The sequence below is a fragment of the Kitasatospora sp. NPDC087271 genome (assembly GCF_044744605.1).
In the GTDB taxonomy this organism is placed as follows: domain Bacteria; phylum Actinomycetota; class Actinomycetes; order Streptomycetales; family Streptomycetaceae; genus Kitasatospora.
In genome coordinates this window covers 22,483-44,149 of sequence record NZ_JBIUYQ010000037.1, presented here as the reverse complement: position 1 = coordinate 44,149, position 21,667 = coordinate 22,483, and the positions used below count along the sequence as shown (strand labels likewise).

The 21,667-nt window shown below is 73.1% G+C and carries 17 protein-coding genes; 5 read left to right on the top strand and 12 right to left on the bottom strand.

The window, feature by feature from the left end:
• Positions 1–13 precede the first annotated feature (13 nt).
• Genes ACIO9K_RS35455 through ACIO9K_RS35445 form a run of 3 tightly spaced genes read right to left on the bottom strand, consistent with a single transcriptional unit; the run spans position 14 to position 3,193 of the window.
• A complete protein-coding gene (locus ACIO9K_RS35455) occupies positions 14–1,333 on the bottom strand; it encodes a cytochrome P450 (RefSeq protein ID WP_400335924.1) in 1,320 nt (439 codons plus the stop codon).
• Positions 1,317–2,330, bottom strand: a complete 1,014-nt coding sequence (locus ACIO9K_RS35450; protein WP_400335922.1) for a terpene synthase family protein — start codon at positions 2,328–2,330, stop codon at positions 1,317–1,319. The genes ACIO9K_RS35455 and ACIO9K_RS35450 overlap by 17 nt, the downstream gene beginning before the upstream one ends.
• Complete coding sequence (locus ACIO9K_RS35445) at positions 2,327–3,193, bottom strand: class I SAM-dependent methyltransferase (RefSeq protein ID WP_400335920.1); 867 nt, start codon at positions 3,191–3,193, stop codon at positions 2,327–2,329. Before ACIO9K_RS35445 ends, ACIO9K_RS35450 begins: the two co-directional genes overlap by 4 nt.
• Before the next feature lie 388 nt (positions 3,194–3,581).
• Between ACIO9K_RS35445 and ACIO9K_RS35440 the strand changes: the two genes are divergently transcribed.
• Positions 3,582–4,970 (top strand): NAD(P)/FAD-dependent oxidoreductase, encoded by a 1,389-nt coding sequence (locus tag ACIO9K_RS35440; protein ID WP_363623873.1) that lies wholly within the window; start codon positions 3,582–3,584, stop codon positions 4,968–4,970.
• Between the two features lie 428 nt (positions 4,971–5,398).
• On the opposite strand, the gene ACIO9K_RS35435 is transcribed toward ACIO9K_RS35440, so the two are convergent.
• Entirely contained in the window at positions 5,399–6,070 is a 672-nt protein-coding gene (locus tag ACIO9K_RS35435; RefSeq protein WP_400335917.1) for a hypothetical protein, read from the bottom strand.
• Positions 6,071–6,397: 327 nt separating this feature from the next.
• Here ACIO9K_RS35435 and ACIO9K_RS35430 point away from each other — a divergent pair, with 327 nt between their 5' ends.
• Entirely contained in the window at positions 6,398–6,721 is a 324-nt protein-coding gene (locus ACIO9K_RS35430; protein ID WP_400335915.1) for a hypothetical protein, read from the top strand.
• A gap of 113 nt (positions 6,722–6,834) precedes the next feature.
• Here the strand turns inward: ACIO9K_RS35430 and ACIO9K_RS35425 are convergent, their stop codons facing one another.
• From ACIO9K_RS35425 to ACIO9K_RS35390, 8 genes are all read right to left on the bottom strand, one after another.
• Positions 6,835–7,392, bottom strand: coding sequence for a hypothetical protein (locus tag ACIO9K_RS35425; RefSeq protein ID WP_400335913.1), 558 nt, complete (start codon positions 7,390–7,392; stop codon positions 6,835–6,837).
• A 334-nt stretch (positions 7,393–7,726) separates the two neighbouring features.
• Complete coding sequence (locus ACIO9K_RS35420; RefSeq protein ID WP_400335910.1) at positions 7,727–8,467, bottom strand: SDR family NAD(P)-dependent oxidoreductase; 741 nt, start codon at positions 8,465–8,467, stop codon at positions 7,727–7,729.
• A gap of 114 nt (positions 8,468–8,581) precedes the next feature.
• Complete coding sequence (locus ACIO9K_RS35415) at positions 8,582–10,333, bottom strand: amidohydrolase (RefSeq protein WP_400335908.1); 1,752 nt, start codon at positions 10,331–10,333, stop codon at positions 8,582–8,584.
• A 123-nt stretch (positions 10,334–10,456) separates the two neighbouring features.
• Positions 10,457–11,902: an NADP-dependent phosphogluconate dehydrogenase gene (gene gndA, locus ACIO9K_RS35410; RefSeq protein ID WP_400335906.1), complete on the bottom strand. Its 1,446-nt coding sequence runs from the start codon at positions 11,900–11,902 to the stop codon at positions 10,457–10,459.
• 70 nt (positions 11,903–11,972) lie between these two features.
• The gene (locus ACIO9K_RS35405) at positions 11,973–12,236 is read right to left on the bottom strand and encodes a hypothetical protein (RefSeq protein WP_363586919.1); all 264 of its coding nucleotides are present in this window, start codon (positions 12,234–12,236) and stop codon (positions 11,973–11,975) included.
• 231 nt (positions 12,237–12,467) lie between these two features.
• Positions 12,468–13,517, bottom strand: a complete 1,050-nt coding sequence (locus tag ACIO9K_RS35400; RefSeq protein WP_400335904.1) for a hypothetical protein — start codon at positions 13,515–13,517, stop codon at positions 12,468–12,470.
• A gap of 52 nt (positions 13,518–13,569) precedes the next feature.
• Positions 13,570–15,453 (bottom strand): DNA/RNA non-specific endonuclease, encoded by a 1,884-nt coding sequence (locus ACIO9K_RS35395; protein WP_400335901.1) that lies wholly within the window; start codon positions 15,451–15,453, stop codon positions 13,570–13,572.
• 71 nt (positions 15,454–15,524) lie between these two features.
• A complete protein-coding gene (locus ACIO9K_RS35390; RefSeq protein ID WP_363623885.1) occupies positions 15,525–16,097 on the bottom strand; it encodes a sensor domain-containing protein in 573 nt (190 codons plus the stop codon).
• An 851-nt stretch (positions 16,098–16,948) separates the two neighbouring features.
• Here ACIO9K_RS35390 and ACIO9K_RS35385 point away from each other — a divergent pair.
• The 3 genes from ACIO9K_RS35385 (at position 16,949) to ACIO9K_RS35375 (ending at position 21,527) form a co-directional block, all read left to right on the top strand.
• Complete coding sequence (locus ACIO9K_RS35385; protein ID WP_400335899.1) at positions 16,949–17,695, top strand: tRNA-dependent cyclodipeptide synthase; 747 nt, start codon at positions 16,949–16,951, stop codon at positions 17,693–17,695.
• A gap of 222 nt (positions 17,696–17,917) precedes the next feature.
• Entirely contained in the window at positions 17,918–19,975 is a 2,058-nt protein-coding gene (locus ACIO9K_RS35380; RefSeq protein ID WP_400335898.1) for a glycoside hydrolase, read from the top strand.
• Positions 19,976–20,225: 250 nt separating this feature from the next.
• The gene (locus ACIO9K_RS35375; protein WP_400335896.1) at positions 20,226–21,527 is read left to right on the top strand and encodes a glycosyltransferase; all 1,302 of its coding nucleotides are present in this window, start codon (positions 20,226–20,228) and stop codon (positions 21,525–21,527) included.
• The last annotated feature ends 140 nt before the right edge of the window (positions 21,528–21,667 follow it).

Genomic DNA, 21,667 nt, shown 5'->3' with positions numbered 1-21,667 from the left:
CTCAGGGGCGGGCTCAGGAGTGAGCGGTCACGGTCGCGGTGAGGGGCGCGGGGCCGAGGGTGGCCGCCGCCATCGGGCGGGGGCGGCTGCCCGGGACCGGGTCCACGTGCCAGGCGGCCGTGACCGCCGCCGTCAGGAGGGTGAGCTCCGCCAGGGCGAAGTCGCCGCCGGGGCAGCCGTGCACACCGGCGGCGAAGGGCAGGTAGGCGCCGCGCGGGGGAGCGGGGTGCCGTTGCGGGTCCCAGCGGTCGGGGTCGAACGCGCCCGGGTTGCGGTACCAGCGCGGGTCCCGGTGCAGGGCGTAGGGGCTGTAGAAGATCTGGGCCCCGGGCGGGAGTCGGTGGCCACCCAGTTCCACCGCACTGCCCGTACGGCGGGGGAACAGCCAGATCGGCGGGTAGAGCCGGAGGGTCTCCTGGACGACGCGGTGGGTGAGGACGAGCGCGGGGAGGTCCGCCGGCTCGACGGGGCGGTCGCCGACGACCCGGCGGACCTCCTCGCGGACCCGGCGGCGGAGCTCGGGGTGGCGGGCGAGGAGGATGAACAGCCAGGCGGCGGCCGCTCCGCTGGTGTGGGAGCCGCCGACCAGCAGGGAGGTCACGTCGTCGTGGACCTGCCGCCGGTCGGCGCCGACCGACAGGTGCGTCAGGGCGGCGTTGTGCGGGTCCGCGTCGATGAGGGCGTCGACGACGCCGTGGAGGTCGTTCAGGGCGGAGTGGTAGCTGCGCCGCTCGGGGCCGGGCAGCCGGTCGAGGAGCGCGGCGGCGGGCCCGTAGGCCCTGCGGCCCAGTCCGGCCACGACGACCGGCAGGGCGTGGTGGACGACGGAGGCGGCGCCGGCGGGGAGCGGACGGCCGAAGAGGGTCGCGGCGACCACGTTCAGGGTCAGTTCGGCCATCTCGGCGTTGAGGTCGATCCGTTGGCCGTGGTGCCACGAGTCGGCCCGGGCGGTGGCGAGTTCGGCCATGGTGCCGAGGTATCCGGGCAGGCGGGCGGCGCTCAGCAGGGGTTGGACGACGCGGCGGCGGTCCCGGTGGTGGGTGCCGTCGGCCACGGCGATGCCGGTGCCGAACAGGGGGCGTGACTTGGTGAAGATCTCGCCGCGGTCGAAGCGTCCCCCGGGTCCGGTCAGCAGGGCCATGACGAGGTCGGGGTGGTTGAGGAGGTAGGCGGGCCGGGGGCCGATGCGGAACTCGACCACGTCCCCGTAGCGGCGTTGGGCGTCGAGGAAGGCCAGGGGCGCTCTGGCCAGCCGGATCGCGTGCCCGAGGAGCGGGACGGCGCCCGGCACCCGGGCCGGGCGGCGGCCGGTGGGGTCAGGGGGTGTCGGCATGGTGGTCCTCTCCCGTGGGCGCAGGCGCGGTTGTCGTCGTTCCGGTGCGGTACCGGGGCGTGCTCAGGCCCCATTCCAGGTGGCCCCGGGCCCAGTCGAGGAGCGCCTCGGCGCAGTGGTCGGCCTGCCGCCGGAGGGCGGGTGGCGTGGCGAGCGCGCGGGCGAGGCCGGTGAGTTCGCGGCGGGCCCGGGCGTGGGCGCGCAGGCGGTCCTCGAAGGCGTCCGTCACGAGGAGGGTGGCGGCGTGCCGGTCCATGCCGCCGTGGTGGGCGGTGACGAGCACCAGGTTGTGGGGGTCGCCCTGGGCGGCCTCCTTGTCCACGGTCATCAGGTCGTTGGTCCAGCACACCAGGTCCGCCGCCGCGACGAGGAGTTCCTGGAAGGGGCGGGAGTAGTACAGGGACGGGGGCAGGAAGCAGCCGTCCGTTCGCTCGACGAGGTCGAACGAGGGCATGATCGCTCCGAAGGCCCGGCGCCAGGCGGGAAACCCGTCCGGGTACGGGACGTGGCCGGCCTGCCGGTGGGCGGCCTGCCAGACGCAGCCGGACAGGTAGTCGGCCACGTGACGACGGAACCTCAGGACCCAGGCGTCGGGCATGGCGTCCGAGGCCCGCTCGACGATCTCCGCGAGGGCCCGCCCCATGGGCGAGGTGGGCGCCGACCCGCACGAGACGATGCCGAGCGGCTCGTGCAGGTGTTCTTCCAGGCGATCGGCGTCACGCCCCAGGTCGCCCTCGTCGATCCGGTCGTCGAGGAGGAACAGCCAGGCCATCCACATCGCCACCAGGGCGCTGTCCGACCGGTCGGCCCGCGGATGGCACCACGCCGCCAACAGCCCGGGACGGATCCGCGCGAGGTTGCGCAGCTCCGCCGGCGTCTCGCAGAGGCCGGCGGCCTCCACCCACCGCAGGGTCTGCGCGTCGGCGGTTCCGGCGTGGTCGCCGTGGCGGGCCGGGACGTCCCGGATCGCGGAGCCCTTGAGCACGTCGATCGTCATGCGGCCCCCGCCTTCGGTTGTCGCGCCGTTTGTCGTTCCGGCCGGCGTCGCGCCGGGCGCACGCCCCACATGGCGATCATCGCGTGCGCCGTGTCGACGAACCCGGGGCGGCGCAGGTGGGCCAGCGCCTCGGCCCCTTCCGCCTCCCCGAGGGCGCCGGAGCGTGCCATCGCGGGCAGGAGATCGGCGATCGAGAGCGCCCAGGCCCGCCCCGCCGCGTTGGTCGCCGTCAGCGTCGGGCAGTGGACCCGCATCCCCACCTCGCCGAGCCCCAGGCCCCGCAGCGGGGCGGGGAACGACCGGGCCCAGGCCGCCACGTCGCTGCCGAGCGTCGTGGCCAGGGTGGTGGTGACGGCGGCCCCGAGGCGCCGCACGACCGGATCGGGGGAGGAGGCGGAGGGGAAGAACGAGGGGTCCTCGATGTACAGGCGGCCGCCCGGCTTCAGCCAGGACGCCATGCGCCCCGGCAGCGAGGCACGATCGGGCAGGTGGCACAGGACACTGCGGGCGACGATGAGGTCGAAGGTGTCGGGCGGGAACCCTTCGGTGCGCACGTCGTGTCGCAGCACCCGCAGGGCCGGGTGGCGCGGGCCCGTGAGGAAGCGGAGGTCCGTGTCGGTGGCCGTCACCTCGCCCTCGGGGTGACGGCGGGCGAGCCACAGGGCCAAGGTCCCGGCCCCCGCCCCGATTTCCAGACAACGGGCCCCGGCCGGTAATTCCCAACGCGCCAGATCGCCGGTCGTCGCGGGATCGCACAAATCGGCCAGGGCGTTCAGGCGTTCCATTTGCGCGGGGTGGGCGAAGGCGAGGACTTCGTCCCCGTACGCCGGGAGTTCGCGTTCCGTCGGCGGTTCCTTCCGCATGCGCTACCTCCTTTTCCTCGCCGATTGGATCAGTGCCGTTGTACCGCCCCCTGGCGACACGCCAGTCCGTTCGGTGCGGCGCACCGGATTTCGTGCTTCGCTTCTCGCGGCTTCTTGTGGCTTCTCACGGTTTCTCGCGGTTTCGGGCGTGGGAGGCAGTGAACACGGCGACGGTGACGGCGGCGCACCGCCGCCTCCCTCGATTCGCATCGATCTCAACACCGGTGTCCACGGGTGTCAACGGGGCGTCAAGGTGCTGGCAGGAGCGCCATGGTGGTCGTGCCGCAGGAGATCCGGTGGGGTTGACGGACAACTCCGCGTCGTCCCAGAGTGTTTCTGCCCACGCGAAAAGAAACCCGGGGAACCGGGATGTCCGAGGAGGCGTTACATGGCCGAAAAGGGTCGTGAGGACCGCGTGATCGTGGTCGGATCCGGAATCGCGGGAGCGGCCGCCGCTTTTCGGCTGCGCCAGGCCGGTTGCGACGTCACTCTGTTCGAAAAGGAGGACCACGTCGGAGGCCGGATGTCCACCCGCGAAGTGCCGGTCGGAGACGTCCGATATCGCGTCGACCGCGGCGCGAGCTGGCTTTCCCGGAATTACGCGCCCATGATCCGGCTGTTGGAGGACGCGGGGCTCGCCACGCGCATGCTCCCGTGTTCGGACGAGCTGGGCGTGCTGCGCGAGGGCCGGGTGCACCGGCTCTCACTCGTCCAGGCCTCGGGACTCCTGCGGACCGGACTGCTCGGGTGGCGCGCCAAGTTCAAGGCGCTGAACCTGCTGCGCGACCTGGCGGCCGCCCGCCGCCGGCTGCGCTGGGAGGACATGTCCGGCGCCGCCGGGATCGACGGGGAGAGCGCTCGGGAGCACGCCCTGCGCCGGCTCGACCGGGAGCTCCTGGACTACCTGATCGAGCCCCTGTGCAGCACCCAGTTCCTCGTACCCGCCGAGGAGGTCGCCGCCGTCGGCGCCTTCTGCATCATGTGGGGCACGTTCGGGGCCGCGAGCTTCACCTTCGACGGCGGCGTCGGGAGCCTCCCCGGACACCTCCTCGACACCCCCGTGATGCGCGCCCCGGGCACCCGCGTCGAACTGGGCGCCCACGTGACCGAGGTCCGCCGGGACGGGAACGGGGGCGGGGCCGTGGTGGTGTGGGAGCGGGACGGAGAGGTCCGGACGGAGCGGGCCCGCGCCTGCGTCGTGGCCGTGCCCGCCCCGGTCGCGGCCCGGATCGTCACCACCCTCGACGACGACCAGCGCCGCTACCTCGACGGGGTCCGGTACACCAGTGACGTTCACGTCACCTTCGGGCTGCGTCGGCCTCCCGCCGAGACGGCCCTGGGCGTCGCCGTGCCGCGCCGGGAGCACCCGGACCTGTGCGTCGCGCTGTACGAGCACAACCTCGGCCCCGGCCGGGCCCCCGCCGGCCGGGGCCTGGTCACCCTGGTCTTCCGGCACCACTGGAACGCCGCCCGGATGGCCCTCGACGACGACACGGTGATCGCCGACGCCCGCGCGGCCGTGGGCGAGGTGATGCCGGGTCTGGCCGCCCACATCGACGACCACCGGGAGATGGCCGTCGTCCAGCGCTGGGAGAACGCGGTCCTCGCCCGCCCGGCCGGCGGGTACCGGGACCTCGCCGCCTTCACCGCGAGCCTGGATCCGGCCTCCCCCGTCCAACTGGCCGGGGACCACTTCGCCTACAGCACCACCAACGCCGCGCTCGCCACCGGCGAACGCGCCGCGCGCCGGGTCCTGGACCTGCCCCTCGCGACCTGAGGCGACCAACGCCCTTTCCCCGGCGGGCGGCATCCCCGCGTACCGTCAGCGCCCACCTGTACCGCATCTTCCCCAAGCCGGGCATCACGACGTGGGTCGCCCTCGGGGACGCCCTGAACAGGCTGGAGGAGCATGCCCCTGCCGCGTCCGAGACGGCACGGGCGACGGGCTGGCAGCGTCCGCTCCGGCGCGAGGGGGTGGCGACGGCCGGTCCGCGATGAGGACGGGGCGGCGGAGAGCGCCCGCCCCGGAGGCGCGGCTGGAGCGCCGTCCGGCCGGCTCTCTCACACGTATGACAGTCACGTGACCGCATCGGCGAGACATGTGACTGTCGTACGCGAGGCCGTTGGACACGCATACGCGTTCCTGGGCGCCGAACGAGGAGAAGCCCGGGATCGGGGGCCTCCCGTACTCAACGGCATTTGAGGTCAAGGCCGTTGAGCGCTCTCCTGCGCCGCGAGCGCGTGTCGGCCGGACTCGGCGAGGGTGTACAGCACGGACCGCTGCTGCTTGTGGCGCTGGATGTTCCCCTTGGCCACGAGCGACTCCAGGGTGTTGCGCACGACCTGCGGGGTGGGGGTGCGGTCCGGGTGCGTCGCCAGCAGTTCCTCCCGCAGCTCCTTCGCCAGGCGCGGTTCGTCGTGACCGCTGAGCAGGGCCAACAGGAGCTCTCCGAGCAGGGGTTGCCGCGACGTCCCCGCCGCGGCGGCCCGTGCCGGCTTCCCCGTCCGAACCGTCAGTGCCGTCCGCGCCGTGGTCCCGGTCTTCCCCGTCTTCCCGGTCTTCGTGCTCTTCCCCGTCCGTGCCGAACGCGGCGAGCGCGGCGCGGGTGTGCGGGCGGGGGCCGAAGCGGACGCCCGGCGTCGCTTCGCCCCGGTGAGCACGGGCTCGTCCTGCGCCTGCTCGGGCAGGGACGCGGGCTCCGACAGGCCCTCGTACCGTTCGGCGAGGCGGAGGATGTCGACCAGGAGGGCTTCCTCCTGCTTCAGCATCCTGGCCTCCTCGGCCAGTTCCTGCTGACGCCGACGGTTCTCTTCCAGATCCGATGCGGCCTGATCGACGAGCCGCGTACGGAGCGTGCTGGCTGGTTGGCTGGTCACAACCGTTCACTCCCTAGTAATGGATGACGTTGCGCATGGTACCCACGCCGGAGCTTCCGTGGAGGAGGGCGCCGGCAGTGTGCGGCATTCCCCCGGGGCCGTGCAGTACCATTCCCGACCATCCCCGACGGGCGGGCGGGGAGCGCCGACACGGCGGGGCGGCGCCGACAGGACATCGCGCGGTCGGCGACATGGTCGGGGACATTGTTCGGCGACGTTACGTCATTCGACTGTTTCCGCCGTGGGCACCGATGGACGACCCTGCTCCCTTCCGCTCCCGCACACACCTGCCGGGTACCCGCCGACGCCCCGCGGGGGGACTGTTCCGTGACCCGAACCCCCGTCGTCCTCATCCACGGTGCCTGGCTGCACGCGATGTGCGGGCGGCGCGGCACACCCGCGCCGGAGGGTGGACACCGGGAACGTGCGGCGGGCGCCCTGCTGCTCATCTCCGGCCAGGAGGACCGCATGGTGCCCGACAGTGTCACCCGCTCGGTGTACAAGCTGTACGACGACTCGACGGCGACGAGCGACCTCGAGCACTTCCCCGACCGTGCGCACTCGCTGACCGTCGACAGCGGCTGGCGCTCCGCCGCCGACCACGTGCTGCTGCGGCTCGCGCTCCAGGACATCCGCGGGCTCGACGCGTAGGCGCGGACGGCCGCCGGCCGGTACGCCGCCCGAACGGCGGCACCGACCCGCGCCCCTGCCGCCGTTCGGGCGGCGGGGGCACGGGCCGGTCGCGTGACCGTCCGGGGTGGGGGTCAGCTCGGGAAGGGCCAGGTCGGGCACCACGGCCAGGTGACCTGGCCCGGGTAGGGCGGGCCCCACGGCGGGCACTTGGGCAGGGTCGGCGTCGACGGGGCGCTGGTCCACAGGATCTTGCCGTTCAGCTGGACGGCGATCGCGCCCTCGTTGTAGACGGCCAGTTCGGCGCCGGGGTTGCCGCCGGTGTTGCTGGCCCACAGCGGGGTGTTGGCGGCGGAGTACACGACGAGGTTGCCGTCGCCCTGCATGACCAGGACGTTGCCGTTGGGGACGGCGCCCTTGGCCACCCAGATCGGGGTGGTGTCGCGGTACAGGACGACGTTGCCGTCGCCCTGCATGGCCAGCATGATGTGGCCGTTCGGCGAGTACCAGGCCTGGTCGCGGTTCAGCAGGCTGTTCATCGGGATGTGGGTGGGCTCGGACGGCGCGGCGGTCACGGCGGCCGGGGCCGGGGCGGCGGCCGGGGCGGCGTCGGCGGTACCCGTGGTGAGGGCGCCGAACCCGATCGTGGCGAGGGCGGCCAGGGCGGCGACCCGGGAGCGGAGTCTGGACATGGGTGGGCTTGAAGTCCTTCCGGGGACAGCGGAGTTGACGAGCCAGCGGGGGATTCCTGCGGCGCCCGCCCCGCTGCGTCCGGCGCCGCACCGAACGTTAGGTCCGCGTCGCGCCGCCGATCGGCAGATCCACCGGCAGCTTCCCGCCTGCCACCCCCCACCTGCCACCCCCCACCTGCCACCCCCCACCTGCCACCCCCCACCTGCCACCCCCCACCTGCCACCCCCCCCGCCTGCCACCCCCCCCGCCTGCCACCTCCGCCGGCCCGCCCGCGTCACCGGCCCGCCCGCGTCGGCTGGCCCCGGTTCCCTGGAGAAGGTCCGCGCGGGGTGCTCAGAACGTCCCGCCGTCCAGTTGGAGGGTGCGGCCGGTCATGTAGGCGGCGTCGTCGGAGGCGAGGAAGGCGTAGCCCGCCGCCACCTCCTCGGGCCGGGCCAGCCGCCGCAGTGCGGTCAGCGTGCCGAGCAGCCGCGCCAGGTCCTGCGTGCCGGCCAGGTCGGGGTGCACGTAGTGCGGCGCGCTCTCGACGGCCATGTCCGTGTCGGTCCCGCCCGGGGCGATGGCGTTGACGGTGATACCCCTCGTGCCCAGCTCGGCGGAGAGGTTCAGGACCATCGACTCCACGGCGGCCTTGCTGGCCGCGTACAAGGTGTGGTGGAAGACGGCCTTGCCGGCGCTCACCGAGGAGGTCAGCACGATCCGGCCGCCCTCGCGCAGGTGCGGCGCGGCGTGCTGCACGGTGAACAGCTGCCCGCGCGTGTTCACCGCGAAGACCCGGTCGAAGTCGGCCGGCGTGATGGTCTCCAGTGCGCCGAAGTACTCGATGCCCGCGCAGGAGGCGACCACGTCCAACTGCCCGAACTCGGCCACCGTCCGCTCGATCAGCGCCGCGATCTGCTCCGGCTCCGCGACGTCGGCCCGGACGGCGATCGCCCGGCCGCCCGCGGCGGCGAGTTCGGCCACCAGTGCGTCCGCGGCCGCCTGGTTGCCCCGGTAGCCGATCGCCACGGCCGCGCCCTCGCCCGCCAACCGCCGGGCGACGGCCGCGCCGATCCCGCGGCTCCCACCGGTCACGACGGCCGCCTTGCCTGCGAAGCGCCCCTGCTGCGTGGTTGGCACCATTGCTCTACGCCCTCGTCTCGTGTCGGAATACGTGTGTCGGGAGCTCCCCGGCCCGGCCCCGGACGCTCAGCAGCAGCCCCACTGCGGGGTGGGCGCGGTGGCCGGGGTCGCGGAGGCCCGGGCGGCGGGTGCCGGCGGGTGGACGGTTGTTCCCGCCTTGATCGTCTCGACGACCTCGATGTCGCGGATCGCCTCCGGGTCGACCGTCAGCGGATTGGCACTCAGGATCACCAGGTCCGCGAGCTTGCCGACCTCGATGCTGCCCTTGCGGTCCTGCTCGCCGTACTGGTGGGCGGCGTCGAGGGTGATCGCGCGGACCGCCTCCAGGGCCGACACCCGCTGCTCCGGTCCGAGGACGACCCCGTCGGTTCGGGTGCGCCGGGTCACCTGGCTGGACAGCACGGCGATCGAGTCGGGCAGCGCCACCGGCGCGTCGTGGTGCGAGGTGTAGCGCAGGCCGCGGTCGAGCGCCCAGCGGGCGGGGGAGATGGCGGCCGCCCGCTCCTCGCCGAGGACGGTCCCGCGGTACCAGTCGCCCCAGTAGTAGGTGTGCATGGAGAAGAAGGACGGCACGATCCCCAGCCGGGCGAACGCCTCGACCTGGTCCTCGCGGGCGGTCTGCGCGTGGATGGCCACGGTCGGGCGCCGGCCCGGCCCGGCCGCCTCGACCGCCCGGAGGAACTGGTCGATCGCCGCGTCGCCGTTGACGTGCGCCAGGACCTGCCAGCCCCGCTCGACCGCCGTGCTGACCTGCTTGGCCACCACCGCGTCGTCCCGCTCCGCCGGGTACCCGCAGTAGTCCTCGGGCTGCCCGGCCGGCGGCGTCAGGTACGGCGCGGTGAGCCACGCCGTGCGGCCCTGCGGCGATCCGTCCAGCACCAGCTTCACCCCGGCCGCGCGGACGCCGTCCACGTACTCGTCGCTCACCCCGATCGGGTCGTCCAGTGCGGAGGAGGTCGCCTCGCCGGCCTTCACGTACGCGACCACGTCGACCGCGAACGGCACGGCGGCGGCCGTGTCCCGCAGCGCCTTGAGGTTGGCGAGGGTGGTGCCGCCCTCCTGGACGGTGGTGAAGCCGAAGCTCGCCGCCGTGGCGGCGCCGGTGATGAACAGCATCAGCTGTGCCCGTTCCGGCAGCCCCGCGAGCGCCAGGTCCGAGGCCGGGGTGAACGCCTTCTCCTCCAGGACCCCGTCGGGCTCGCCGTACGCGGGCGGGACGGCGAGTTCGCGCCGCCGGATCACCCCGCCCTCGGGGTCGGGCGTGGCGGCCGAGTAGCCGAGCCGTTCCAGGCCGAGGCTGTTCACCGCGCCGAGGTGGAAGGACTGGTGGATGGCGAGCACCGGGCGGTCCGTGGACACCTCGTCGAGGTCGTCGCGGGTGGGGTGGCGGCCCTCGGCGAGCATCGCGTCGTCGTACCCGAACCCGACGATCCACTCGGAGTCCGCGCCCACCGTGCTCCCGGCCCAGTCGCGCAGCTTGTCCTTCAGCGAGTCGAGGTCGGTGACGTCGCCGTCCGGCGCGGCCAGCAGGTTGGCGATGGTGGCCTGGAGGCCGATGCCGCCGAGGTGCCCGTGCGCGTCGACGAAGCCGGGCAGCAGGGCGCGGCCCTCGAGGTCCCGTACGACGGTGTGCGGGCCGCGCCACTGGTCCAGCGCCTCCTGCCGGGGGCCGACGAAGACGATCGTGCCGTCCTTGACGGCCACGGCCTCGGCCTCGGGGCGCCGGGCGTCACTTTCGCTGCTCGCGGTGCTTCCGGTGCTCTCGGCGACGGTGACGATCTCGCCGCCGTGGAGGATGAGGTCGGCCTGCTGGGCCATGCGGGTCTCCTGGAGGTAGGGGATTGCGCCACGCTCCTACCCATGGTGACCGCGGAATCACCTTCTGTGGCGCCGGTCTGTCCGTATGCCGCTCCCGCACGGTGGTTGCGGGTGTCTCAGGTGTCAGCGCTGTTCCTCCGGGCGCCTCTCCAGCTCCCAACGGGTGTGGAAGGTCCCCTCCCGGTCGACACGGTGGTAGGTGTGCGCGCCGAAGAAGTCCCGCTGTCCTTGCACGAGCGCGGCCGGGAGGCGCTCCGCCCGCAGGCCGTCGTAGTAGGCGAGCGCGGTCGCGAAGCCGGGGGCGGGCACCCCCAGTTGGGCCGCCGTCGAGACGACCCGCCGCCAGGCCGACTGCGCGGAGCCGAGCGCCTCCCGGAAGTGCGCGTCGGTCAGCAGCGTGGGACGCTCCCGGTCGGCCTCGTACGCGGCCCTGATCCGGTCCAGGAACCGGGCCCTGATGATGCAGCCGCCGCGCCAGATCGCGGCCATCTCACCGGGGTCGATCTGCCAGGAGTACTCCGCGCTGCCGGCCTGGATCTGGTTGAAGCCCTGGGCGTAGGCCACCATCTTGGAGGCGTACAGCGCCTGCTCGACGTCGTCCGCGAACCGGTCCGCCGCCGCGCTGTCGAGCCAGGTCTCGGTGGGGCCGGGCAGCCCCCGGCCGGCCTGCCGGAGCGGCACGCTGCCGGACAGCGCCCGGGCGAAGACCGCCTCGGCGATCCCGCTGACGGGCACGCCGAGCTCCAGCGCGCTCTGGACCGTCCAGCGGCCGGTGCCCTTCTGCTCGGCCTGGTCCAGCACGATGTCGACGAAGGGCTTCCCGGTCGCCGCATCGGTGTGGGCGAGGATCTCGGCGGTGATCTCGATCAGGTAGGACTCCAGGCGCCCGCCGTTCCAGATCCGGAAGACCTCGGCGATCGCGTCGGGTTGCAGTCCGGCGCCGTGCCGCAGTAGGTCGTACGCCTCGGCGATGAGCTGCATGTCGGCGTACTCGATGCCGTTGTGGACCATCTTGACGAAGTGGCCGGCGCCGTCCGGTCCGACGTGGGTGCAGCAGGGCTTGCCGTCGACCTTGGCCGCGATGTCCTCCAGCAGCGGTCCCAGGACCCGGTAGGCCTCCGGGGTGCCGCCGGGCATGATGCTCGGCCCCTCCAGGGCGCCCTGCTCGCCGCCGGAGATGCCGCTGCCCACGAAGTGCAGGCCGCGTGAGCGCAGGGTCGCCTCCCGCCTCCTGGTGTCGAGGAAGTGCGCGTTCCCGCCGTCCACCACCACGTCGCCCTCGTCGAGCAGCGGCACCAGCTCGTCGATGACCGCGTCGGTCGGCGCCCCGGCCTTGACCATGATCACGATCAGGCGGGGGCGTTCCAGGGCCGCGACGAACTTCTCCGTGGTCTCGGCGGCCACGAACTCGCCCTCGTGCCCGAACTCCTCCAGCAGCGCCGTGGTCCGCGCCGCCGTGCGGTTGTGCACGGCCACCCGATAGCCGTGGCGGGCGAAGTTCCTGGCCAGGTTGCGGCCCATCACGGCCAATCCGGTGACGCCGATCCGGGCCGGTGCCTGCTCGGTCATGGCGGGAATCTCCAAGGGGGTCTCGGGGGCACGGTGGTACAGCGACTCGGGGCTGTCGGGGCTGTCGGGACTACTCGGCGGAGAGCGCGAGGATCTCGTCCTCGGGAAGCTCGACGTACTCCTCGCCCTCCACCCGGATCTCCGAACCGGAGAGCCTGTTGAAGAGGATCTTCTCGCCGACCTTGACGTCCACCGGGTGCGGCTTGCCGCTCCCCAGCTGCCGGCCGGGCCCCACCGCCACCACCTCGCCCGTCCACGTCTCCGGGTCCTGCGGGGTCGGAACCCCGATCGGCTTGACGATCAGATGATCGTGCTTCGGGTGGAAGTCGGGCATGGCATGGTCCTCTCACGTAGCCGCCTGCGGCGCAGCCGGGGCCGCCCCCACGCCTCGATTCTGCCGATCCGCGTCCGCGACCGCCCCACCAGCCGCTCGACGTCCACGCACCGGCGCGGCCGCTTCCCGCCGCCCGTCGCCCGCGGTGGGCGCTGCCGGGTTTCCGGGCGCGGCATACTCCGTTCGGGTCACGGGGCGTCGGCCCGGGCGCAGCGCGGCGGCTCCGGCCGGCTACTGCAGCAGTGCGGTGTGCGGGTGGTCCGGGGCCGCCGGGCACGCGTAGATCTGCTGGTTGTACCCGTCGCCGACGGTGATCATGGTCGGTGCCGCCGGGTCGGGGTGGACGGCGGCCCGGTTCGCGGCGGCCCGGTCCTCGTACGGGATCCAGCTGTGGACGTCCGCGCGGTGCTCCTTCGTGGCGATGGTCAGCATCGGGTCCATCCGGCAGCCGCAGGCGCGGCAGTACTGCGGAGCGGGATCGGTGAAGCTCCAGGGAGCCCAGCCGCCGGCCTTCCAACCGGGGGCGACGGACAACTCCCGGTCGTAGTAGCCGTCCTCCGCCCCGTCGTAGGCGCTGCCCGGCTCCGCGCCGGTCTTCCGCCGCGCGCTCCACGCCCGGACCTGCGCGCGCAGGTCCGGGTCGAGCTCCACCGCCAGCGGGTACTCGGTGACCTGCTCGGGGGAGACCAGGCACGGCTGCGGCAGGTAGTCCTCGTACTGGATCGCGGGCGGCTGCGGAGGCGCGGTGAGGACCTCGCCGACCGCGGTGGCGGACCGCCAGAACAGCTCGGTCCTCGGCATGTTCCCCCAGGGGCGGTCGAAGGGGTGGTCGAAGGGGCACCACAGCACCTGGAGCAGGTCCGCGCCTTCGGGCGGACGCAGGGCGGGCACCTCGCGGACGTACAGCTGGGCCACGGCCAGCATCGCGACCGGCCCCTGCGGGCACGGGCGGCCGGCGCCGGCCCGAGCCAGCACGGCGCGCTCCTGCGGGGTGTAGGAGCGGGCGCCCGGTGGCCGGGCCCGGGCGGCCGCCCGGATCTCGCGCAACAGCCGGACATCCGCCGGGGAGGTCGCCGGCAGCACGGCCGGCACCCGGTGCGTGCCCTCGCAGTGCGGCCACGGCTCGGCGGCGGGCCACAGCAGCGGACCTCCGACCGAGCTCTCCCGCGGGGACGGTGATCCGGGCCGCGGGTGCAGCCGGGTCGCCGTCCGGGCCAGCGGGGCCAGCCGTGGGAAGGCCGCCACGATGTCATCCGGCCTCGGCGGGGTGGTGCGGGTCATTCCGGCCTCCCAGCCGTACCGGTCTCGGTTCCCCTGTCCCGGTCTGCCGGTCTCAGTTCCCCAGACTGGGCCCGCCGTCCCCGGGGACGTTCAGGAGGGTCTGCTCGTTGAAGACGGGCCATGACGCGCCGTCGGGCAGCTGAACCGTGGCGCTCATGCTCGCGCCCCACGGGATCGTGCTGCCGTCGTCCCGGTAGAGGGGCGTCACCACGTAGTACACGGCGGCGTCCCCGTCCGCGGACAGCGCGTTCACCTCCTTCTGGACCCTGGCCTCGAACATCCTCATGCTGATCCCCTTGATGTTCATCCCGAGCTGGTAGCACGGGACGAGGTTGATCCAGTCCTCCTTGTGGCTGCCCCTTCCCCCGAGGACGTTGGCGATCAGGTGGCAGCGGGCGAGGCCGCCGCCGGGGGACTGCGCGTTCGCGTCCTCCCAGCCCGTGATGTCGCCGCCGGCCTCGTCCCCCTTGACCAGGGGGTTCGTCAGGCAGGCCTCCGCCTTGCCGGCCCTGGTGGCCGGCGCGGGGGCCCGGGAGCCGGAGGGGCTCGGGCCCGCGGTCCGGTTGCGACTGGGCACGGGCTGCTCGGTGTTGAGGATCCATCCGCTGCCGCTCGGCCTGCCCCGGGGTTGCGTCAGGCAGGCGGCCTTGCCGGAAGGAGAGGGCGACGGGCTCCCGGGGCCGGTCTCCGGGGGCTCCGGCGCCGGCTGGACGGTCTTGATCTCGTCGATGACGAGCTTCACGCCGGCCTTGTACGCGACGAGCCGGCCCCGGCGGTCCATGGCGGTTCTGAAGACCTCCAGGGCGGGGGCCGCGGCAGCCCCCGGCATCTGCACCTGGAGGGCCGTGTAGTTCCCGTCGGGCTTGCGGACCAGCCCGTCGTAGGCGATGGACGGGCTGCCGAGCTGCGCCGCCTGGGCGGCGGGAAGCTGCCCGACGGCCTCGGGCAGCAGGTACGCCGTGCCCGGGCGCATGTCGACGGTGGTGCCGGCCTGTTTCGCGTAGGCCTTCAGGGCGGAGGTTCGCGGCTGCTGGTACGGGCTGTCGGCGGTGCCGGCGGCGTCGGCCGTGTCGACGGTGTCGACCCCCCGCCTCCGGCTCTGGGACTGGTTCTGACTCTGACCCTGGTTCTGGTTCTGGTTCTGGTTCTGGCTCTGGGACGGGGCGCGAGTGCGGTGCTGCGGAGGGGCGGCCGCGTCACCGCCCTGGTCCATCGCCGCCGCCGGGTCCGGTGGATTGTCGGCGAGGCTCTGGGTGGCCTGGGCCATCTGCTGGAGCAACTGCTGGGCCCGGGGCTGGAGCTGCTGCTCCTTGGCCTGGAGCTCCTTGGCCTTCGCCTCCTGGGCCTTGGCGGCGGCGCTGAGCTGGGACTGCCTGGAACTGAGCTTGGACTCCTCCTGCCCGAGCTGGGACTGCTCGTTCTCCAGGCTGCCCTTCTCGGCCTGGAGCTGGGCCTGTTCGGTCCTCAGTTCGCTCGCCTCGGCGTCGTACGCGCTGGACGCGGCGGCCTGCGCGGGCAGTTGGAAGGTGTGCGGCTTGTTGTTGTGGGCATCGATCCTGGAGGCCAGGGCCGCCGCGCGCGTCCCGAAGCTGCCGGCCTTCTGCTTCGCGGCAGCGGCCTTGGTCTCGAACGCCGCGGTGTCGTTGCGCAGGGCGGCGGCATCCTTGGTGATCTGCTCCGCCTCGGCGACCACGGCCTTCTCCTGCTGCGCGATCTCCGCCTCCTGCCGGTTGAAGTCCTCGACCTCCCGGATGAGCTGCGCCGAGGCGGCCGCGACGTCCCCGGACGGGACCAGGACAGCGACGCCGCCCGACTGGGCCAGGACGGCCGCAGCGCCGGTGGCCGCGAACGCGGGCGCTCCCGCGCCGACGACCGGCACCAGCACGGCCGCCAGCGCCAGGAGAACGAATCGCCGTACGGCCGTCCGTACGGTCATCCGCACAGTCGCCCGTACGGTCGTCCGTACGGTTCGCCGGCGGCGAGCGGCCGGGCCGTACGGGGACGCGGTCATCCGCTCACCTTCCCGGTGAGCTCGTCGGCGAGCTTCGCGGTGGTCGGCTGGCCGTCGCCCGCCTGGCAGACGGCGACCTGGACCAGACTCGTGCCCTTCACCCGCGCCTGGTGGTGGCAGGCCCACTGCGCGCCGCCGTCCTGTGCGCCGTCCTGCGCCGCCGTCCACGCCACGGCGACCTCGGTGGGAGGGTGGGCCGTGTAGGCCCACTTCGCGGTACGACCTGCCTGGTCGGTGACCGTCGAGGACGGGCACTTGGTGAGACCGTCGGTGAGCGCCTGGAAGGCCGCGCCGGTCTTCTCGCTGTCCGGGAACACGCCGATGACCTGGTTCACGGTGTAGGCGCCCGTGGCCCCCGCGTCCTGGTAGGTCGCCGACAGGAACGCGGTCCACGCCTGTCCGTAGACCGACTGGGTCGTCGGCCCCGCCGCGACGGCGCATTCCGACGGCGACACGGCGAGCGGGGCGTGCGGACGGTTCGACTGCGGGCCGGCGACCAGCGTCGTCCCGGCCAGCCGACTGACGCTGTCAGGGCTCACGAGGTCCGCTTGGACCGTACCCGCGGCCACGTGCGGCGGCAGGCTCGTCGGCTGCTGCGGCCAGAGCCACCACCCGACGCCGGCCAGGACGAGGCAGGGCACGACCGCGGCCACGATCAGCTGCCAGTGGCGCGGTACCCGAGCGAGCCGGGGCCTGCCCGGGCCTGCCGTCGGCGCGTGCTGCGGAACCGGCGACTGCGACTGCGACTGCGACTGCGACTGCGGCGACGGCGACGGCGCCGCGCCGGATGCCGAAGGCGGCCCAGCAGGACGGGCCCCAGCGCCTGCCGGGCCACCACCGCCCGGGCCCGTCGGCGGCGAAATGATGTAGTCGGCGTCTTCGGCCACGCTGATCTCCCCCACGACACGCCGCCATCCGGGCGACTCAGGTTGCGTTCTGCAAACGAAGCCGGTACATACCGTCACTCATCCGACGCGGCGGGGCAAGACCTTCCGGTCGGATTTGAGGACCGTCTGAGCATTTCGCCGAAACCGCGAACTGACACCCAGAGCCCCGAAGTTGGATCAACCCGTGTCGTGCCGCGCAGAGCCGAAGGATCGGAGCTCCTAGGGGCTGCCGGTGGGTGGTGCGCTGTCGGCGGCGACCGTGGACATCATTCGTCGGGCAGGGTGAGTGCCAGTCTGCCGAATCCTCGACGGCCTCGGACAAGCCGCGCGCTGACGGGCCGCCGGCTCCCCCGCGACGGTCGTCCCCGTTGTCATCGACTGTCCGTCAAGGTCAGGGCCCCTGTCGGATCCATTCCCCACCGCCCCTGTTTCGTGGGCGAGTTGAAGAGATTTGACGATCAGTCAGACGAAATCTAACGTCGACCCCGTACTGATCGTCGCTCACTCGTTCGATGGCCCGGAGGGGTTTTCGCATGCCTCCTTACGAACAGACCCCTGTCGGCATATCAGGAATTTCCGAGAATCAGCCGAAAACCTCCTACAAGGCGAGTGTTGACCTGGTCTCCCCTTCGGCCCGGCGGACCGGACTGGCGGATCAGGGGCAGTGCTTCCTCGGCGTCAGTCTGGAGAGCGGCAATTTCACTCCGGGCAAGATCGCCGCGATGCTCCGCTGGATAGCCAGGCGGTTCCCCCGCTGCACGGTGCTGGTCGGGGACAGCATCCACCGGATCACCCTGGCGTCCACCCGGGGCCTGTCGGAGGACGAGGCGCTCTCCCGGGCGCTGGCCCTGGGCGACCGCTTCATCGCCGACACCCGGGCCCTGTTCGCGGCCGAACGCGAGCAGACCGAATTCACGTTCCTGCGCTGCTCCGAAGTGCAGCGGTGGGATTCCTACGCAAAGCACCATCGAAGCCTCACCGACTACCACCGGGCCGACCGGAACTTCCGGGAGTCAGTGGACGCGTTCGGGCGGAGCTTCCACACCAGGCATTCCGGCCAACTTGCCGAGGCTGACCTGGAGAGGCGGGTCGAAATGTCCGCACAATACTTTCTGGAGGAGTCCGCAATATTCGCGTGTCTTGTCCAGGAAGGCCTTTCTGTCATGGTCTACCCCGGTTCGTTCGGCACCCTTTCGGAGATCACCGACGGGAGGCACCCGGACGCTCCGGAGGAACTGCGTCGGCTGACCGTCGTCTCGCTCGATCTGCGGAGGCGTTGACGGCGTCCCTCACCCCACCGAGCGCCCTGCCGGACCGCCGGACCGCCGGACCAGCAGGTCCAAGCTCGGGTGCCGCGTCAGCATGACCGGTGGTCAATGGTCGGTTCTTAAGGACTTCTTAGGAGTCCTCCGTATCACTGTGTCATGCACACCGGTACTCATACGTCATCCCTTGCGGGCCCCGCCCGCCGGCACGTTCCGCGCGCCGTTCTCGTCCTCGCTGTGGCCACCGCGCTGGTGTCCGCAACCGTGGCGAGCGCCACCGGCAGCTCCGCCTCGCCGATGCGGGTGCGGGTCCATGACGGGCGCGTCGACGTGCCGGTGCGCGGCGGCACCGCCACCATCGACGCGGCCACGCTGCGGGCCGAGGCCCGGACCGAGGACGGGCGGGTGGTCCTGCTGTCCGCTCCGGCCGCCCAGGGGCTGGGCCGGGCGAGCGCCCCGGTCAGGACGGCGAGCGGCGCCGCCTGGTCGTATCCGGAGAAGGGCCTGCGGGCCGAAGTCAGCGCCGATCACGGCCGGTTGCTGGTCACCCTCACCGGGACCGCCCTCACCGGGAGCGGCGGCGACACCTCGGTGCGGTGGCCGGTGACCGCCACCGATCCGGCCGCCGCCGAGGTCCAGCTCCCGCGCGGCGAGGGGCTGTCCGTTCCCGTCGACGACCCGTTCTGGAACTCCTCCGACGGGGCGCTGGTCGGCGAGGAGCAGGAGCTGAGCTCGCAGCTGTCCATGCCGATGTGGGGCTACACGCTCCGCTCCGGCCGGGCCGGCGTCAGCTACATCGTCCCCACCGACATCGGCACGTCGCTGACGTTCGCCTCCCAGGACGGGCGGCTGCGGGCCACGGCCGAGCACGGATTCTCCGCCGGGAACGGCACCGGCGCGTACACCGTGGCCTTCTCCCTCACCGACGGCTCCCCGGTGGCCCCGGCCGTGGACTACCGCAACTGGCTTTCGGAGCACGGGCAGTTGGGCAGCCTGAGCGAGAAGATCAAGCAGAACCCGCAGACCGCGAAGCTGCTCGGCGCCTTCCACGCCTACGCCTGGGGCGGCGCCCGCCGGCCCGCCTACCTCGACCGGCTCAAGGAACTGGGCGTCTCCCGGCTCTGGCTCGGCTACGACTCCGACGACTCCCCGATGACGGGCGAGGACGTCAAGGCCGCCGAGGCCGCCGGCTACCTGGTCGGGCCGTACGACTCCTTCGCCAACGGCCAGCAGAAGACGGACGACTCGTCCCCCAACTCCGTCTGGCCGGACGACGTCTACCCCCGGTTCTGCGTCCTCAGGGCCGACGGAACGCCGCAACCCGGCTTCCACAAGAAGGGCTGCTACCTCAGCTCGCAGGCGTTCGAGCAGGCCGAGCCGCAGCAGCACTACCTCGCGGACCGCACCCGCTCGCTGGTCGCCAACGGGGCCGACAGCTACTTCCTCGACGTGGACGCGGCGGGCGAGCTCTTCCAGGACTTCGACCCCGGCCACGCGATGACCATGGACGAGGACCGCACCAACCGGCTCGCCCGGATGCGGCGCCTGACGGACGGCTCGTACGACGCGTCCACGGGCCGGCCCGCCCCGCTGGTCCTGGGCTCGGAGTCCGCCGGCTCCTGGGCCAACCAGGTGCTGGCCTTCGACCACGGCTCGGGCACCCCGGTGGACGGGCGGCTGTGGGCGATGGAGTCCGGGCACTTCGACAACGGGCCGCAGGACCCCAAGGACGACGGCGCCTGGGGCGGCTACGCCCCGGAACAGGCCGCCGCCACCTTCTTCAAGCCGGTGCGCACCACGGACTTCAAGCCCGAGCACCAGGCCCGGGTGGCCGCCGCCCTGAAGGCGATGTACGACCCGCGGTACCGGGTGCCGCTGTACGAGACGGCGCTGCACGGTTCGCTGGTCAACGTCGAACGCTGGGAACTGCCCTTCAGTAAGCTGCCGGAGCAGAAGACCACGCGTGCGCTGCTGGCGATGCTCGACAACACCCCGCTCAACTTCGTGCTCAGCGACAAGGACCCGCACGACGGGCAGAACCTTCGGGAACTGGCCTCTCTGCAGCAGTACTTCGCGCCGCTGCACCAGGCGGCCGGCGCCCAGCAGCTGACCTCCTTCCGCTGGCTGACCGGCGACCACCTGGTGCAGCGGACCGTCTTCGGCGACGGCGCGCTGACCGTCACCGCCAACTTCGGCACCACCGTCCACGACGGCCTGCCGGGCGGCTGCGTGGACGCCACCGTGCGCGGACGCCCTGGCACCCAGCGGCTCTGCCCGGCTGACGTGGTCTCCTGACGACCGTGGCTGACGAGCTGAGGAGCTGACCAGCTGAGGACCTGACTGCCTGACTGCCTGACGAGCCGGCGGGACGGGCACCCCCGCCCGTCCCGCCTGGCCCCGCCGCCCCGTCGCCCGCCGCCCCGCCGCCGGTGTCGGTGTCGGGCGGACGCGGCGTGGTGGGTTAGCCTGCGCTGTGGGCCGGGTGCGCGGGGGCGACCACGGGGTGCGTACGGACCGGCCGACGAACGACTATGGGGGGTTTCACATGTCCAGGATCATCACTGCCGCCATGCCCGCGCACGGGCACACCGCGCCGATGCTGGCGATCACCGCCGACCTGGTGGCGCGCGGGCACGAGGTGGTCTTCCTCGGCGGGGCGCGGTTCGCCGGGGCCGCCGAGGAGACCGGGGCGCGCTTCGTCGCCCTGCCGCCGGAGGCGGATTTCGACGACCGCCGGATCAACGACTCCTTCCCGGGGCGGGCCGAACTGCCGCCCGGGCCACAGCGGTTGGCCTTCGACGCCCGGAACATCTTCATCGACCCGGTGCCCGCGCAGTACCGGGCGCTGCGCGCGTTGCTGGCGGAGTTCCCGGCCACGGTCGTGCTCGGTGACTGCTTCTTCCACGGCGCGGTGGCTCTGGCGCTGGCCCATCCGCGCGGCGAGCGGCCGGCCGTGGTGGGTATCGGGGTGTCCCCGCCGATGCTGCAGAGTGTCGACACCGCGCCCTTCGGGCTTGCGCTGGCGCCCCAGGCGGGACCGGAGGGGCTGGCCCGCAACCGGGAGTTGAACGCCGAGGCGGCGCTGCGCGGTGAGCCGCTGCGGCAGTACGCGGCCGAGGTCTTCGCCGGGGTCGGGGCCGAACTGCCGCCGGGGCCACGGGCGAACGCCGCCGTCACCGGGCCCGACCACTACCTGCAGCTGACCGTCCCGGGGTTCGAGTACCCGCGCAGCGACGCGCCGGCCTCGCTGCGCTACATCGGCGCGCTGGCGCCGCAGAACCGGAGCGAGGTGGAACTGCCGCAGTGGTGGGCGGAGTTGGCCTCCGACCGCCCGGTCGTGGTGGTCACCCAGGGCACCCTGGCCAATGACGACCTGACCGAGCTGCTGGTCCCCGCGGTGCGGGCGCTGGCCGACCGCCCCGACCTGCTGGTGGTTGCGGCCACGGTCCGCCCGGACGGGCCCGAGCTGCTGGCGCAGGCGCTCGGCGGCCTGCCGGACAACGTGCGGGCCGCCGGCTACCTGCCGTTCGACCGGCTCCTGCCGCACGCCGACGTGTTGATCAGCAACGGCGGCTACGGCGGTGTCCACACCGCGCTGGCCTTCGGGGTGCCGCTGGTGGTTGCGGGCGGCAGCGAGGACAAGCCCGAGGTGGCCGCCCGGGTGGCCTGGCGCGGTGTGGGCATCGACCTGCGCACCGGGCGCCCGGGCGAGTCGGAGCTGCGCGAGGCCGTCGACCGGGTCCTGGCCGACCCGGCCTACCGCGCCAACGCCGCCGACCTGGCCGCCGAACTCGCGGCCCACCAGCCGCTGACGGCGATCGCCGAACTGGTGGACTCGCTCGGCTGACCGCCGCGGGGCGCCGCCGGGTGCTCGGGAGGACCGACCGGCGGGATCTGCCGACACGCCGTCACCTCGCGCGACCGGCCTCCTGCCCCACCCGGCCGCACGGACCGGTCTCCTGCCCTACCCGGCCGCACGGGTTGGAC